Source organism: Bacteroidota bacterium, from assembly GCA_016720935.1.
Classification (GTDB): domain Bacteria; phylum Bacteroidota; class Bacteroidia; order AKYH767-A; family 2013-40CM-41-45; genus JADKJP01.
This window is the reverse complement of sequence record JADKJP010000007.1, coordinates 638,900-654,656: the sequence shown is the minus strand read 5'-3', so window position 1 is coordinate 654,656 and position 15,757 is coordinate 638,900. Positions and strand designations below refer to the sequence as shown.

General features: G+C 36.7%; 15 protein-coding genes and 1 pseudogene. 1 reads left to right on the top strand and 15 read right to left on the bottom strand.

Going from position 1 to position 15,757, the window contains the following annotated elements; translation table 11 throughout:
* Positions 1-236: 236 nt before the first annotated feature.
* From IPP86_16915 to IPP86_16850, 14 genes and pseudogenes are all read right to left on the bottom strand, one after another.
* Positions 237-812: a hypothetical protein gene (locus tag IPP86_16915; protein ID MBL0140179.1), complete on the bottom strand. Its 576-nt coding sequence runs from the start codon at positions 810-812 to the stop codon at positions 237-239.
* Positions 813-1,441: 629 nt separating this feature from the next.
* Positions 1,442-1,771: a hypothetical protein gene (locus IPP86_16910; GenBank protein ID MBL0140178.1), complete on the bottom strand. Its 330-nt coding sequence runs from the start codon at positions 1,769-1,771 to the stop codon at positions 1,442-1,444.
* A gap of 272 nt (positions 1,772-2,043) precedes the next feature.
* Positions 2,044-2,616: a hypothetical protein gene (locus IPP86_16905; GenBank protein ID MBL0140177.1), complete on the bottom strand. Its 573-nt coding sequence runs from the start codon at positions 2,614-2,616 to the stop codon at positions 2,044-2,046.
* 108 nt (positions 2,617-2,724) lie between these two features.
* Complete coding sequence (locus tag IPP86_16900; GenBank protein ID MBL0140176.1) at positions 2,725-3,918, bottom strand: DUF1624 domain-containing protein; 1,194 nt, start codon at positions 3,916-3,918, stop codon at positions 2,725-2,727.
* Positions 3,919-3,981: 63 nt separating this feature from the next.
* A pseudogene (locus IPP86_16895) lies at positions 3,982-4,468 on the bottom strand (GNAT family N-acetyltransferase).
* Positions 4,469-4,529: 61 nt separating this feature from the next.
* Positions 4,530-4,955 (bottom strand): DUF3830 family protein, encoded by a 426-nt coding sequence (locus tag IPP86_16890; protein ID MBL0140175.1) that lies wholly within the window; start codon positions 4,953-4,955, stop codon positions 4,530-4,532.
* A gap of 204 nt (positions 4,956-5,159) precedes the next feature.
* Entirely contained in the window at positions 5,160-5,879 is a 720-nt protein-coding gene (locus IPP86_16885) for a VIT family protein (GenBank protein ID MBL0140174.1), read from the bottom strand.
* A 193-nt stretch (positions 5,880-6,072) separates the two neighbouring features.
* The gene (locus tag IPP86_16880) at positions 6,073-6,531 is read right to left on the bottom strand and encodes an SRPBCC domain-containing protein (protein MBL0140173.1); all 459 of its coding nucleotides are present in this window, start codon (positions 6,529-6,531) and stop codon (positions 6,073-6,075) included.
* Between the two features lie 183 nt (positions 6,532-6,714).
* On the bottom strand, positions 6,715-7,449 hold the full coding sequence (locus tag IPP86_16875) for a PorT family protein (protein ID MBL0140172.1): 735 nt from the start codon (positions 7,447-7,449) through the stop codon (positions 6,715-6,717).
* Between the two features lie 57 nt (positions 7,450-7,506).
* Positions 7,507-8,202, bottom strand: a complete 696-nt coding sequence (locus IPP86_16870; protein MBL0140171.1) for an SIMPL domain-containing protein — start codon at positions 8,200-8,202, stop codon at positions 7,507-7,509.
* Between the two features lie 291 nt (positions 8,203-8,493).
* Complete coding sequence (locus tag IPP86_16865; GenBank protein MBL0140170.1) at positions 8,494-9,129, bottom strand: hypothetical protein; 636 nt, start codon at positions 9,127-9,129, stop codon at positions 8,494-8,496.
* 73 nt (positions 9,130-9,202) lie between these two features.
* Complete coding sequence (locus IPP86_16860) at positions 9,203-9,610, bottom strand: hypothetical protein (GenBank protein ID MBL0140169.1); 408 nt, start codon at positions 9,608-9,610, stop codon at positions 9,203-9,205.
* 250 nt (positions 9,611-9,860) lie between these two features.
* Entirely contained in the window at positions 9,861-10,490 is a 630-nt protein-coding gene (locus tag IPP86_16855) for a hypothetical protein (GenBank protein MBL0140168.1), read from the bottom strand.
* A 137-nt stretch (positions 10,491-10,627) separates the two neighbouring features.
* Complete coding sequence (locus IPP86_16850; protein ID MBL0140167.1) at positions 10,628-11,461, bottom strand: hypothetical protein; 834 nt, start codon at positions 11,459-11,461, stop codon at positions 10,628-10,630.
* 283 nt (positions 11,462-11,744) lie between these two features.
* Here IPP86_16850 and IPP86_16845 point away from each other — a divergent pair, with 283 nt between their 5' ends.
* A complete protein-coding gene (locus IPP86_16845) occupies positions 11,745-14,486 on the top strand; it encodes a T9SS type A sorting domain-containing protein (protein ID MBL0140166.1) in 2,742 nt (913 codons plus the stop codon).
* A 302-nt stretch (positions 14,487-14,788) separates the two neighbouring features.
* Here the strand turns inward: IPP86_16845 and IPP86_16840 are convergent, their stop codons facing one another.
* Positions 14,789-15,688, bottom strand: coding sequence for a T9SS type A sorting domain-containing protein (locus IPP86_16840; protein MBL0140165.1), 900 nt, complete (start codon positions 15,686-15,688; stop codon positions 14,789-14,791).
* Positions 15,689-15,757 lie beyond the last annotated feature (69 nt).

The window sequence follows — 15,757 nt, the reverse complement described above, 5'->3', positions numbered from 1 at the left end:
GATTGCAGCCGGTTAAATTCCGGTGATTCGGGATTATTCATCATTATTTTTCAGTAATGGAACAGGATTGCACTCTTTAAGATGCGCTATCAAATGCAATCCAACCCCGGGCGCAGCGAGGGACGAGCGGAGCACGGGAAGGGCGGAAGGAGGAAGACTGAATGTGTCGTTCCAAAAAAATATGAAAAGAAAAAAAACGAAGCTCTTGAAATACTGACTTTTTTGTCTGGCTTTGATTAATTGGTTTGTGCATAATGCATTTCGTGATCAAACAAGGAATTGATTCTTGGCTGGATGATCCAGACTCCGATCGGGAAAAACCAGATCAGAAAAAACTCCCCTGCGTAGTCGTTGAAGGAAGCCGGTTTTTGCATTTCAACTGCTTTGAGACTTTTGGCTATAAAATAGATACAATAGAGCAAACAGAACATTGAAAATAAATGCAGGGGGATTATCAAGAGGAAAATTCCAGGAGTGTGATTTCCGCCATCAGGTGTGTTTAAAAATAAGCTTGTCATCCAGATGCATAAGGCGAGCAGGTAGGTCATGGGGATGAAGAGGAACAATTTGAATCTGGACAGGCTCATTTTTACGGTATCGGGAAGTTTTTTATGAAGGTTAATTCCAAGTGTATAGAACCAGCCGAGGAAGATGCCAATAAACAGAACCAAAATGAAAGGAAATGTGGCAAGCAACATTCTTGCATCTTTTGTAGCAAATATTGAAAAAGCTCCGATGCCTTGTAATAGGATTGGTAGTCCCATCAACAAAATGAAGAGTTGCCAGTGTTTTAGCCGGAGGAAAATATTCATCGTAAGATTATTTTTTTGGGGTGAATTGATTTGTCTGGGATGGGGTAATCGTGTTGTGCATGCTGTATGTGTTCAGCCATACTATCTCAGGGTTTACAAACAGGAATTGAAGATGTGAAAATTTCGATAATACGACAGACTGGACATATTCTTTTCTTAATCAAAGTTGTACAATTATTCTAAACCATGCCTGGCGCAGCTTTACTTTGAATATTCAATAAGTTGGTGGAATACGGGAATGCACAATTTGCCTTCGATGGAAGTATATCGAAATTGCAATGGGTTGTTAAAAGATCAAGAGAAAGAATAAGGTGAACTGTTAAAAATGCCCGGGGAGAATGTTTTTTTATAAAATTCATATATACTTATAGATATATTTATTGAATACAACAAGAGCCGAATCTAAATGTTAAAATACTTTTGCCGGTCAGGAGTTTCTGTGACTTTTTGCTATAAAGTATTGGATTAAACTACGAATTTAAAAATAAATTTGACTAAGGCTCATTTTATAAAAAGGCTACATAATTCAGTAGGAAACCTTTGAATGGAACTATACTGAAGGAGATTTGGTAAAACCTTGGGTTCGATTCGTTTTTTACAGTTAAATGAATTTTTTGGAGTACGCTATTTTATTTTTTACTCCATTTAATATTTCTGTCGTCAACAAATTCCGATACTCCTTTTCCCGGATTGAACGTAAAGCTCTTGATTCCTTTTTCTACATTCATTCCTGAGTAGTCGGCCACATTACTATCGAAAAAATAGGTACTGTCATTTTTTTTCTGAATGTTCTTAATATTTTCACTAAAAAAAGTTCCAATGAATGATATTTCAAGACTTTCATAACTGGCAGATGATTTGTAGCTATTTACGAACCAATGGTCATAGCGGTTTTTGCCGTCACTCATCATTGCCGACTGATGATAGCTTCCTTTGGAAAAAGTGTACACTACTGTCAAATAATTTGTATTGGAAAACCCCTGTTCAAAGTTTCGTGTCGAATCACTACCGGTTTCGGGAGCGTTGAAAATGATAGTGTCCTTTTCCCCTTTTCTGAAGTATAAATAGCTGAATCTGTTTTTGAAAAAGGTTTGTACCAGAGAAGTTTCTCAGTGGTGAAATCGTCAACCTTATAGGTTTGATTAGAACATCCTGTGAATGAAATTATACTTATCAATATTGTAAGAGGAAACTTCATTCTCCTGTTTCTGCAGCTAGTGAACATTGTCTATTAATTTACATATTCCAGGTACTTTCCCAGTTCCTTTTCAGAAATTCCTTTATAAAATGAAATTGAAGTGTATTTTTTGTTGAATTGTTTGCGTACAATTTCCTTTATCGCTACAATCAGACCTTCCTCTGTTTTAAAATAGTGATATGTCATACTGAAAGGTGGGAGAGTTCTTGTCACGCCAAAGTCTATTGTTTCTGTCTTGATTTTTTTATTGTATTGTTTCTCCAATTCAGCTTTTAATTGTTCAAGTGTATTGTCTGCTTTAAAAAAAGTAATACCTGCAAAGTAATTTCCATAATAACTTTCTTCTTTGTCATTGTCACTTCCCATAAACAATGGAAAACCTTCCAGCTGTGTTTCAATGGATTTATCATTTGCATTTCCGGTGAAAAAGCCGGAATAATAGCCATACTGAAGACCGAATATTTCTTTAGCCTGATCAACTCTTAATGGCAATTCAAATGCTTTGTGGTCAAATTCAATTTTGGATGGTAGGGGTTTTCCGCATGCAAGCAAGCAAAGCAAAAGTCCAATTGTAAAAATGTTTGTAACCTTTAGGCATGCTTGCATAGGTCAGGAATTCTGGCAAATGTTATGCGTATATATTCGAAGATACAATAAATTTGCGGCAATAAGGCCGGCTATGGAGTAAATAATGTGTCAATAAGAATTTTAACATTATAAATAACTCAACCACCACTTTTCTTTGTTCTTTGTTTTATATTCATTGTACCATTTACACAAAGGATACAAAGCTATAATTACTCCTGCCCAAATGCCATAGACTTCGGCCAAACCGAATCCTTGTCCGGGAATTGCAAAAAGGAATGGCAGTTTTTGCAATGACTCGATTGCCTGCTGAGTAGTATTGCCATGTATATAAAATGAAGCAGCTAAAAGTAAATGCAAGAGGAAAAAATGAATAACATAATAGAAGAATGCTGTGCGTCCAAAAACAACCAGGATGTTTGTGAGATGATTTTTTATTCTTTCTACCATTGAGAGCAATAACAATGCGGGTCCGATTGTAATACACAGGTACAATAGGGAAGGAGGGTATTTGTGGATTTTAAGAAAGGACAGAAAAGTATACAAACTATTTTTTTGTGTTGTCCAGGGATGAGGGGCGCCATAAATATTGATAAAACGCAGTATGACAAACAACAGGATAAGTCCAATGCCAATCCTGAAAATTGTTTTTTGACGGTTCTCCGCAGTAAATTTTGACGTATAGAAAATACCCATGCAATAGCCCAGCATCATTACTCCTGTCCAGGCCAGGAATGGATAGATGATGACGAAAGTATGATTGGGCAGTAATTCGTAAGGAGACCAATTGCCATGATGGATCAAGTCCCACCAAAATCCGGTTTTGAAATCAGGTGCAGCTTCGGGTATATCCAGAAGATTATGGCCGAAGACTATCAGCAAGCCAAGTGACAGTATAATTTTATAGGGAAGACGGATGAGTAAGCCCAGAATAACCATACTGATGCCTATTGCCCATATCACCTGCAGGAAAATGGAACTGTATGCGGGATTAAAAGTCCAGGAGAATGTAATAATTATGAACTCAACAAAAATTAACCACAAGCCTCTTTTTACCAGGAAAGCACTTAATTCTTTCTTTGTTTTTCGTAAGCTTTGAAGGTAAATTGATGTCCCGGAAAGAAATACAAATATCGGTGCACAAAAATGAGTGATCCATCTGGTGAAGAAGAGAAGTGGGGTAGTGGTCGCTAAATTTAAAGGGTCATCCGTAAATGCTTCTGCATGGAAAAAATCTCTCACATGGTCCAGTGCCATAATAACCATGGCAATTCCCCGTACTACATCAATGGATTCTATTCTGGATTTTGTGAGTGGGGTCATAAGAATGGGTTGGTAGCTTGACCGTAGGTTTTATGTGCCTGACTTTTTTACTGTTGCTCCTTCTCAGACAAGCTTATAAATAAATTCTTCTATTTCCGCCTGCCTTGCATTTGCAAAACCTCTGTCGGTGCCGATTTTGATAAAGCCACATTTTTCTAAAACCTTTTGTGAACCGAAATTGTCAAATGCAACCCGCCCAAAGATCGGTCTTATTGGTCTCTATAGCAAGAAGCTGGGATAATGCTTTTGTCGCAATGCCTTGTCCCCAATATTTTCTGTCGATCCAGTAGGTTATTTCTGGATCACCTTCCATGACAAACTTAGCGACACTACCCACAATAGTATTGTCAAGAAGGATAGTTTGGTTATTTATTGTTGGGTCAGCAAGCAACTTTGTGTATTTAGTAATGTAAGCCGACTTGTCTGTAGGATCTTTAGACATAAATGCAGCCAGGTATCCACCTTCTTTGTCCGTTTGAAATTGAAACAAGATGTCGAGGTCTGCAATTTCTGTTGGCCGGAGTTTAATGTCAAGATTATTGTGTGTCATGATCCATTCATTTGGGTATGTGCTGTATTGCGCGTATTTCTTACAGCTCTTGCAATTTCGATTATTTAATTGTGTCTACTAATGAAAGGGTCAATACTTGTGAACCGTTTTTCCAAATACTATTTCCAAGGTCAATCAATTTTTGTTTGTCACTATCTACGACCCTGGCGAAAATGTTACAAGCGTCCAATCCTTTACCCTCACCATAATAAATTCCAAAACAGTTTGCCGTTTTTGCCCTGATGGGTTTTGTTGGACCAAAAACAACTTCGCCCGGTTCAGTGAATACTGATGCGTTTTCCTGAATAATGTCAAGTTGAGGTACATCGTCTATCCAAATTTCTTGTCCGGAAACCCTTGCATGATGAAAGGTTCTTGTGAATGGTAAAATGTCAGCAAAGGCCTTTGATGTTACAGGAGCAAGCTCCATGTAAAATTCAAATCTTATTTCTTGTTTCTCCGCAGTTGTAATTTTAAAACCCGTCATGCTCTTTTGTTGTCAGTATGTTTTGTCTTATAATTTCTATTAACGGTTTGCAGATTTGTGATGAGCCGGTTACACACCACAAATGTTGACGTGGAGAACTGCCCTTTAACTACAAAACTATCTGCAGAGCACAAAGGTCCACCTCTTGCAAATGTGCCATTGTGCGTAGTTTTTATTTCAGTTTCTCTATAACGGTCAAATAGATTATACTTTAATACCAAAGAAATAGCCCACTAGTGCTGACAAACCCATTGCAATTGTCCCCCAGACAGTAATGCGTAAAATGGCTTTTTTTATACTTGAACCTCCTGTTTTTGCTGCAGTTGTTCCTAAAACAATTAAAAAAAATGTTGTGAAACCATATAGCCAATATTCCATTCCTTTTATTGGTGCAAAAAGTACTACCAAAAGAGGTAATACTCCTCCAACAGAAAAAGAAGCGCCTGAAGCAATTGCTGCTTGTATGGGATTTGCCTGACTAATTTCGTTTATACCCAATTCTTCTCTAATGTGCGCACCCAGGGAATCTTTCTCCGTCAATTCAATGGCTACTTGCATTGCTGTTTCTTTTTTCAGTCCTCTCTTCTCAAAAATTTGAGATAATATATTTAACTCTTGTTCCGGCATTTCTTTAAGTTCCTGAGTTTCTCTTTCAATGTCTGATTTTTCTGTGTCTGTTTGTGAACTTACAGAAACATATTCACCAGCAGCCATAGATAAAGCTCCTGCAACAAGTCCGGCGACTGTTGCTAAAACAATAGGTTCCCTTGTTGAGCTTGCGGCAGCAACGCCTATCGCAAGACTTGAAATAGATATTATTCCATCGTTTGCTCCCAAAACAGCGGCCCTTAACCAATTGCTTCTGTGTATGTAATGAGTGTCTAAATAATTGTCAATGGTTACGATTTTCTTTTTATTGTTCATGAGAAGTTTTTGAAATTACATGTAACGTTTTTCGGTATAGCGATGTGGTAGATTGTTAGCACTACAATTCAATAGAATTCCTAATATGGAACTTTTCACAAATGTTTCGTGAAATCACTTCAGTCACCATATTGCTAATTCGAGTGATAGGCATTGTTTATTTCTTTGTAATTTTCTGATATTCCTGAAATTGTTATTTTTCACAAAGTTCTTTCAGCTTTTCAAGAGCTTGAGGATAGGTCTCGTTCATGTAATCCAAAAAGTCATTATTGACATCCACGTCAACTGTAAGAGTCGTTGAATCATTGTTCTCTTCGAAGGAATAGTTTTCATATCCATTAGCCCATTTTTCCACTTCCGGTCCTTCGGTAATTTCCTTGTTTGCTTTATAAAGACCGTAATGTTGAATCGAAACAAAGCGGTTGGGAATGTTATCAACTATCCTTGAAACCATACCTCCCTTTTCTCCATTCTCATCTACACCAATAAAAAGCATCTTGGTTCCCTTTATCCAGGTCCCTTCATAGGTTGATGTCGGGTTAAACAAAGCTGTCCATTGCTCGTAAGTTGATTTGTTGCTGATGCCAAGCATAAGGTCATAAATCCTGCTCACAGGGGCGTTAATGGTTACTTTGAATTGTAGTTTTTTCATGCTATTTATAATAGGTTAAATTGATCTCCCATTTGCTATTTCTACGTGACCAGCAGTGGTTTGACGCAGCCTATAAGGCCCCACAATATGCTGCGAGGCTGGATTTAGCTTGTTCAAGGTAATAAATTTCTTGCCTGACAGCAAGGCCATGTCATGCGAGGGAAAACCCTTCTTTCGTATCTGTCACAGTTTGTAATAGAGATTGATGTTTATACCTGCACTCCACAAATGTTCAATCTTGTAATCTTTGTTATCAAGTTTTAAAAGTCCGTATCGAAATGTGGGTGCTACCTGTACATTCATTTTATCATTAAAATTGTATTTGGCTCCAAAGCTTATTGTTGGCGAGATATTTATTTTATTGTAGGGGTAGTCAATAATATGTGTCACTACCTTGAATTCTTCAGTCTCCACAGTTGGAATTGTCTTAATACTTACTCGTAACAAATAATTTAGTGTCGCACCAACACTCGTCAGTAGTTGAAATTTATTTTTAAGAAAATATAGTTTTACTTTCAAAGGTAAGTCAAGGTAATTGTGGCTGATAATGTTTGTTGCTTCTGTTACACTACCATCCGGGTTGAAAGGATCATAAAGTGTCATTATGGGAATAGTCTTGTAACCTTTATTTGAAAATTGCAGTCCCGATTCAAAGTACAGTCGATTTCCAATCTGATATTCCAATGTAATACCTAATGAGTGCCCAAACTTCGGTTTGAAGATTGAATCTTCCATGGCTTTGACGCGGGACCAATTGGCGTTTGAAAGAGTATTGCCATTTTGAGTAATTACTCGTCCGCAATAGTCTGGTGATAAATTAAGACCGATAAAGAACTTGTGTTTTGTTGTAGTTGTTGTTGTGTCTTGCCCTGGCGCTTGAATGGAAAGCATCAAAAGTATAATAAGAATTATTTTCATAAGAATACAATTTTCTTAAGTGGAAGTGCCACTTGAGTTTTTTGCACTGACAAACACTTACTTTATTCCATAAATTACGGTAACTCCCATTGAGATCGTTTTGTTATTATTAAGATTGAATGTACTCACACTACTATAGTTATTTTGATATTCTTCATCAAGATTATACTGAATCTGATTGTTTGATGCATTAATAAAAAGCACATCTCCTGTTGATTTGTTTATAGTTGATAACAGTTTGTCAGCAGTTGATTTGGCGTCTTCTAAAGCAGATTTATATAATTGTGTTCTCAATTCCTCTTTCTTAATTGAATACTTTCTTCTTACTTGAAGAGATGTAATGCTATTTATTCTTGCATTCTGAAGAAATCTGACAACATCTGAAAAATTGTCCAGTTTATACTCAAATGTTTCACTAATTAATGGTTTTCGTTCATTTCCATAGCTATTACTATAGTTTGAGCTGATTTCAACCAAATGAAGATTCTTAAGATTGAATCCGAGTGATGAAATCAGATCTTTCAATTTCCCTTCTAATGCATCAATAGTGTATTCTACTTTGGCTTCTCCTTTGTCTTCACTTGAATGGTAAAAGTATTCTTGAATTCTAATGCTAATGATGTATTCACTTGGCTCTATTTGAACGGAAGCAACGCCGTTAACGGTAATTTTTCTTTCATTTGGGAAATCATTGGTTTGAGCTGATAGATTGTTGGCAAGTAGAATAAAAAGAATCGAAAGCAAATGTTTCATGTGGTCTAATTTTAGAATTTCGTTTTATTTTTAGCACTTAGCAGTTATCGTCTAGAATAAGTTGGCGATTTCGAAACAATAAATTGTCAAACTGCCTCATATTGGATATGAAGAACAAAGCTTCATTTAACCCCAAATCCGCCAAATTATTGTAGGCTCTAATTTCCGCAATTATTCTTCTGTTCATCGGTATGAAAATTCATTTAGAATACTGCCCACTCTTTTACTACACAATTGTCTGGGCGGAGTGAACCCCTGCCTATTACAAATTCGTTGTAATAATTCGTTTTTCTATTGTTTAACAAATGTTTCACTATCTCTAAACCCATTATTTTTTTTGAATTCTATAAACTGTTTTTTTGTTGCTGAAAACTTGTAAGGCGGAACAGTATCGGTTGGGATTTCTGTTATTTCTTTTAAATTATCAATGTCAAGTTTTGTTGAGATACTACTTATTATAAGTTGTCCTTTTGATAGCTGAGCTTTTTTCACTTCCCAACTTGTCTTGTCGTAGCGTGTATTTAGAAAGTAATAGCCTTTGAACTTTCTGACAACATTGTCGTAGTTCATTTGAAATAAGGTGTCAATATAATGGACATGAGTTATTAAACTGTCACCGTCATGTTTTATTATAGTCTTTTCGTTTGTATTCAGGTCTATCAGGGTGTCACCTGAGAGATAGGATGAGTTATCAAGTTGGCTTGGGTGAATTTTATGGTCATAGTCATAAACTCTTTGAATTAACTTGTCGCTAATTAAAAGTATTGAATTGTCTGCAAGGCTCAAAAATTCTCCTTGTAAACGAATCGGAAAGTGAGACAAATTACCGGTATCTGCAGGTTGTGGTTCGTTGAAAGTAATTGGTGGTTCACAAGCAAACAAACCTATCAATATGAAAATTGTTGATACAAATTTCAGTTTGTTCATTGGTTGTTGTTGTATCGTCCTAATACTATTAATTTGCTCAATTTGCTAAATTTTCTTTTACACAGCCATGAAGTTAATAGACAACAATAGTGTCCCTATAGTACAATGTGTCAATTACGTGAATTGAAATGATTGAATGTCCGGGAGAACTTGGAGCCTTATAATGAAAAACCGGTATTTGTAAATCGAAATCGTCGGTGCAATTGCAAGTGTCAATTTTAGTTTGTAAAGCAATGTTTACTGTACTGTCAACAGAAACTGAACTGAATGAATCGAAATGTTGACAGTGTTTTGGATTATTGTAATAAACTATAATTGTAATTGTAGAATCTGACTTTACAGAGTCAGGTGCAAACATATAACGGGGTGGAACCTCTTCGATAAAGGCACAACTGGAAGTTTGGTTTTCTTCTTTTTTACAGCTCTGTCCTGCAAGTGTTATAAGTAAGGACCAGAATAAATAGGTGAGAAATCTGTTCATTTTTTAGAAGGTAAAATCTTTTATTGTTTTCAACATGATTTCCGTGTGAGGTTTGTAATTTATGAGTGATGGCATTTCAATTTTCAGCATGGCGACTTGGCAGATTTTTAGTACAAAAGCTCAATAGAATTCCAGCTGTTGAACCCTTCACAAATGTTTCATAGAAGCAGTTCAGCCGCCATATTACCAAGCTGATGTTGTGCATTCGGACTTTATTCAATAAAGGAAAGTCTAAAGAATGGATTTGCATTTATGAATGTTTCGTTTTCATCGATTTAGCAAGACCCCATATTGCCAATACCCAACTTAAAGTAGCAAGAGGCCAGAATATTTCTTTCTTAAACTCGAAAAACTGGCCTGTTATCATAAGAGGAATGCTGGCAATTAATAACAAGCCCACCCATTTAGGTATAGTAGTTGAACGCAAAAAGGCCACACCACTTACAATAAAACTCAAAAATCCTGAGACTTGTAAAAGTGCAAAGGCAATGTCAAATTTTGAACCTGCATTAAATGCGCCAAGAATAGTATCGGGATCAATGCCATAATTAACAAATGAGGTTGCAAACAACCTAAAGGCTGAAATGGCGCTCAAGGTTGTCACACCTAGCGAACCGAGTACTGTAACTACAATTCCGGTCGTAGGAAATTGCCTTGCTACAGATTGTCCTAAGAAAATAAATGTGGCTATAAAAAAGGGCGAACCTAAGGTCATTAGAAATCCTTCATGAGAACTTATAATTGACAACCCTCCCGGCAGTCGTCCTATACCTATAACATAAACGATGCTTGCCACAAACCAGCATAAAGGGGCTACCATGGATAAAGTAGGTAATGCCCTGCTTAATTTTTCATTCCATTTGTTTGAAAATTGTTCCATATTTTATTTTTAAAATTTGTTTCTATTTGTATTGATTTATTTGCTATTTAGTTTGCAGCATAACGTCCAGGCCTTACCGCTGGACCTTTTGTGGTTTATTCGAAGATACAAAAATTTCGCATGGCGGTAAGGCGATGTTATCCGTTCGTACTTCTCTGCACTAGTTGTTTTTCTCCGTCCCTAAAAGTATTCACTAGTGAAGTAATCATACTCCACAATGCTATGAAGATAAATATTAGCTGTCCCCATCTGGGACTTGAAAATACTAATATTGCATCAAAGGAATAAATTATAAGTCCAGTTAAAAATATCCATTTATTTCTCCGTCCATATCTGGCAAATAGAAAGAATATAGCCGATATGATTAAGGTCGCTACAAAGCCAAATCTATTACCTTCACCAAAAACATTTATAAACACGTTTTCAAAAATTTCAGTAATGATTAACCCGGGTAAATGAAAACTAATATGTTTTCCGGATAAAACTGAATTTGCAATTGTAAAGACTCCTATTACCCAAAACCAGCTTGCAGTGGTATATATTGTTGACCGATGTTGTGACGTTTGCTCTTTAACTATCTTATTGCTTCTGATTGATTGAGCAGATAAGTCTAGTTTTCTCTCGTTAGCAATCTTCATTGCCAGTTTAACCTCTTCTCTTGTCCATTCGTTCTGGTTAGCAATTACATTTAAAATATCATTGTCATCGAATGAAAACATGTAGTGTTCTTGGGTGGTCAGTTTTACTTCATTATCCAATTCTTCATTAACCGCTTTTTCCGCACGCTCAATATCAGACTCTTTGAGTTTCAGTATAAACTGATTTTCCCAAGGGTTATTATTTGAAACAAGTTTAAAACGCATTGAAACATCATCAAGATAAAAGGGAATGTTGTGTTTTTCAAGTACTGAAGTGTATTCTCTCGCTTTTTCAATTTCAGGAAATCTTAAATACTCTATGAATTCGTCCATAATTAATATTTATTTCTTGAAATGAGTTTTAGAATAGTAGGTTTTTCTAAGCATGAAGGATACCGCTTTGGCACTTGGCCCAGTGGCGCGTTTCAAAGATAAAAATTTCTTTAGCACGCTGTAATTGTCAATAAATTATGTGCGCCAAAGCAGGAGGGAAGCCATTGCGCCAAGCGCATGTTATGGCCTGTGCAAGATAACTTCAATTTGTTGTTGTGATGTTCCAAGGTTACAGAAATCTTCAAAAACGATTTTCGGACGATTAAACCATTATCTTTGGAATATGCAAAAGCAAAAAGTCGTTTTATCACTCATCCTGTTTCTCGGCCTTTTTAAACTTTCTGCTCAACCATTTGCCTTACAATGGGAAAGGACTTTAATGGGGGACAAGGAGAATTCTAATTTCAGAGTAAACGCTTCGGCTGTAGATGCCAATAATTGTTTTTATTTCACGGGCGCGAAGGATACATCTGTCACTTCGAAAAGTTTTTTGAATAAATATAACCCCGATGGTTCAATTTCATTTCAGACCGAATTCTATTCAAATCCTTTATGGTGGAATGCCGCCTATGCAGTGACGGTTGATTTGAACGGGAATTCTTTTATCGCGGGATTTGAGAATATGGACGATTCTCTTCATTTGTTTATTGTAAAATTCAATCTTCAGGGAAATTTATTGTGGACGTACAAGGAGCCAACCTTTATGGACGGAAATGATCCCAAACGATTCGAAATTATTCTGACGACAGATTCTAACGGTTCTTTGTATTATGCATATCATAATGCCGCTTTGCCAGGTATTCAGCTCAAATGCGGTAAATTATATTTAAATGGATCTCTTACCTGGCAAAATTTCCTTGCCCAATATTATGATGGACTCGTTGCGTTTAAGATGAGGTCTGATAATAATCTCGAAGTAGGAATCAGTTCGTCTAACAGGGATTCTGTTTCCATAACTCTGTATGACACCTCGTTTACCGCAGTGTCAAATTATAAAACATCCTGCATCAGTGGAATCACATCATATATCGATGCATGGAACAATACTTATTTTGTTATTGGACTTGCCCCTATCATTTGGAGCAATCCCGATTCAGAATATGTATTTAAACTCGATCCTGGTTTAAATGAAACCTGGCAACTTCCGATTTCTACAACTTCAAACGCAACATTCATGAATGGCAATGGCAGGCATTTATATTTATTAGATGATGCACGCATCTACAAGATCGATTCTAGCGGCACAGTTAACTGGAATAATTATGTTGGTAACTATTTAGGATCTTTTGATGTCAGCGTAAATGGTGATGCTTATGTTGGATATTCAATCGGCGGGTCACGCGACTTAGCATGTTTCCAGGTCTTTGATTCATCGGGTACTCTCAAACAGGTAAAATGCTTTTTAGATTTTATCTATCCGGTGGGCGCTTTGAATGGTAATTCTTCCTACATGTCAGGCATGTGGCAGGCTTGCTGTGGTCATAACGGTAATCAGGTTGTGTATTATGATTCCTCATTCACTGACAGTGTTTTTTATACCAACACTAATTATCAGCACAAAATGGACCGTGAGTTGAAATCACTGGTGGATCATGATCATAATATTATTGATATTTGCAGCGCGGTGGATACTATAATTTATTCAGGTTATTATGCTTATCCCTCTCTTCAGGTCTCGAAGTTTGACAGCAGCGGTATTCTTCGTTGGAAAAAGAAAATCAATTTCACCTCCAACAGCTATTTATATTATACCAATTCATTCATCGATGCAAACAATAATGTTTATGCATGTGGAAATTCGCAAGGCATAGTCTCCAATACACAGGGATGCGTTGTGAAGATTTCGGCAGATGGATTGTATACCTATAGATATTTATACTACGATTCTGTTCCAGGAGGAAGATATTCTATTAATGCAGTCACTGCCGATAGTTTTGGAAATATTTATGCAGGTGGATTGGCAGATACATCCAACTATCCCAATTTTGCATCCGATGGAGTGATCATTAAATTCGACTCGATGTTAAACTGCCAGTGGATCAGGCACATTACAATCAGACCGACAGCGGCCGAACAAATTGACAATCTTGAATTGCGAAATAATGTTTTGATTTTAACCGTGCACTCTGTCCTGTCAGGTGTAGGGCAGACGTTCGTATGTGAGTATGACACAAGCGGAAATCCTATCTGGACTCATCAGGTGTCCGTTCCCTATGTTGCCTATTCTACAATAATGAAAATAAGCAGTACCGGTAATATTGCGCTTGCCGGTATTACCATTCCAGCTAATTGGTATGTGGTCAGCCTGGACAGTGCCGGGAATTATTTATGTGACTGGCGTGATACCTTAAGTCCGGCCGACTGGAATAACCGAGTTTTAAATTTAGTAGTCGACGATTATGATAATATCTTCGTTATTGGTGACATCTTCAATGGTCAAACGGGAAATTATTGCGTACGGAAATTTCAGAATTGTAATGTCGAATGGACAGATTCCATTATCGGTTTTAGCGGCTCAGGTTTGTCAGTCCTGAATAATCGAGTATATGCGTCTGCATCCGCCACCAATACCGATATGGCTCCGGTCACCATTTATGATTATACTGGCGGTATATTGTTCAGAGATTCAATTCCGGGTTATCAAAACCAGCCATCTTCTATCATAGCCGAAGCAAATTCATTTTATACCACATCAAATCTCCGAACAGATACGGTCGGAGTAATAATCAGCGTTAGACGGTATAATAACGTAATGACAAATATTGTGCAGGATAGAAAAGTAAATATTGGCTTAGATGTTTATCCGAATCCTTCATCAACTTATCTTATAGTTAGTTCAGTCGAAAGGAAATTAAAAGAAATAAAATTATATAATGCATTCGGACAGATGATCTTTTCTAAAAATTTAACGCCAGACAACTATTATCACATTGATCTGCCAGGTACTTTTTCAGGACAGTTTTTCTATATCATTACGGATGTTGATCAGAACCGGTATTCGGGTAAGGTTACTATAATCAGATAAAGCAGAAAGCTGAAGATGAATTATTTTAGGTTTTGTTTTAAGGGATATTAATTTTGGATTATCAACACATACAGCTTTGTGTGATATAGTAACTTTGTTAAGTTTAACACATGGAATTGCCCATAACGGTTTGTGGGTTTAAGAAGTTGGCGATTTCGGAGCACTAAACTGTCTGCCGTCACAAATGTTTCATTGGAAAACTGAACTTCATTTAACCACTGAACCGCCAATTTCTTAAACCCGCTGTTGTGCGAACACCCGACTATGCACATGAAGATACGCCGTTCAAATATTCGCAAACTTTATTTTTCTACGACAAGTTTTTTTGTTCCAATAAATTCTCCTGAATGAATTTGTACAATATAAATTCCAGCTGGGAAATCTTTAGTGTTTACTTCTATTTTTTGTGTTTCACTTGCCGATGTTGAATAAATTATTTTTCCGGTAATGTCTGCGATTGTTACATCGGCCTTTTTGGTATTGTTGCCCAAAGCAATGGTGAGATGGTTTGTGACAGGATTGGGAAAAAGATTTATTGATGAAGCAAGGGAGTTTTCAATTATTCCTGTGACAGTTGTTTGTCCGGCAAGTATGGGTTGGTTGGGAATAGAATTGTAAGCGTATTCATAAATCGTAATTGAAACTGTATTTTGGCCTATCAATACTCCAAGTTTAATCCATCCATAAAAAAAGTCAGTTCCCACCTGTACTTTTAAAGGGAGGTAGTTTCCGGAAACATTAATCCAGTTACCGGTTTCGGGTAAATAAACAAGATGACTACCGGGAGATGGTGAACAAGACTCACAATTTACACTTTTTGTAACCAAAGTATGTATAGCATTCGTCCAGGCCAAAGAGGAATTAATAAGTGTATTTAAAGCATATCCTCCGGTGGTATCAGCTATCCAACAATTAGAAGTTGAACTTATCACTGCTGAATTTCCATTGGCCATAGTATGACCCCCGGTAGGACCACATCTACCGCAATTTACAAACATTTTGCTTGCTGACAAGACAAAATCACTGATCCCGTCATTATTCAAGTCAAGTGAATAATCCGGCGAGCAATTGGTTTGAAAGATGCAACTAAGCACCATATCCGGATTTACATCTGTATAAACAACCTGTGCATTTGAAAGTGTAGAAAACATCAATACTGTAACGATGAAGGCATAAACCTTTTTTTGTAGTTGTTTTTTCATTTTATTATTGTTTTAGCTGTTTGAGTAAAATTATTGATATTTGAACGGGGCAAAGGTGGAGCGATAGAA

What these genes read in the sequence shown, in the direction of transcription:
- IPP86_16870 (MBL0140171.1), bottom strand. Translation starts at nt 8,202, where the DNA reads ATGAAACATTTGCTTTCGATTCTTTTTATTCTACTTGCCAACAATCTA.
- IPP86_16880 (MBL0140173.1), bottom strand. Translation starts at nt 6,531, where the DNA reads ATGAAAAAACTACAATTCAAAGTAACCATTAACGCCCCTGTGAGCAGG.
- IPP86_16890 (MBL0140175.1), bottom strand. Translation starts at nt 4,955, where the DNA reads ATGACGGGTTTTAAAATTACAACTGCGGAGAAACAAGAAATAAGATTT.
- IPP86_16840 (MBL0140165.1), bottom strand. Translation starts at nt 15,688, where the DNA reads ATGAAAAAACAACTACAAAAAAAGGTTTATGCCTTCATCGTTACAGTA.
- IPP86_16905 (MBL0140177.1), bottom strand. Translation starts at nt 2,616, where the DNA reads ATGCAAGCATGCCTAAAGGTTACAAACATTTTTACAATTGGACTTTTG.
- IPP86_16875 (MBL0140172.1), bottom strand. Translation starts at nt 7,449, where the DNA reads ATGAAAATAATTCTTATTATACTTTTGATGCTTTCCATTCAAGCGCCA.
- IPP86_16885 (MBL0140174.1), bottom strand. Translation starts at nt 5,879, where the DNA reads ATGAACAATAAAAAGAAAATCGTAACCATTGACAATTATTTAGACACT.
- IPP86_16850 (MBL0140167.1), bottom strand. Translation starts at nt 11,461, where the DNA reads ATGGACGAATTCATAGAGTATTTAAGATTTCCTGAAATTGAAAAAGCG.
- IPP86_16915 (MBL0140179.1), bottom strand. Translation starts at nt 812, where the DNA reads ATGAATATTTTCCTCCGGCTAAAACACTGGCAACTCTTCATTTTGTTG.
- IPP86_16860 (MBL0140169.1), bottom strand. Translation starts at nt 9,610, where the DNA reads ATGAACAGATTTCTCACCTATTTATTCTGGTCCTTACTTATAACACTT.
- IPP86_16900 (MBL0140176.1), bottom strand. Translation starts at nt 3,918, where the DNA reads ATGACCCCACTCACAAAATCCAGAATAGAATCCATTGATGTAGTACGG.
- IPP86_16845 (MBL0140166.1), top strand. Translation starts at nt 11,745, where the DNA reads ATGCAAAAGCAAAAAGTCGTTTTATCACTCATCCTGTTTCTCGGCCTT.
- IPP86_16855 (MBL0140168.1), bottom strand. Translation starts at nt 10,490, where the DNA reads ATGGAACAATTTTCAAACAAATGGAATGAAAAATTAAGCAGGGCATTA.
- IPP86_16865 (MBL0140170.1), bottom strand. Translation starts at nt 9,129, where the DNA reads ATGAACAAACTGAAATTTGTATCAACAATTTTCATATTGATAGGTTTG.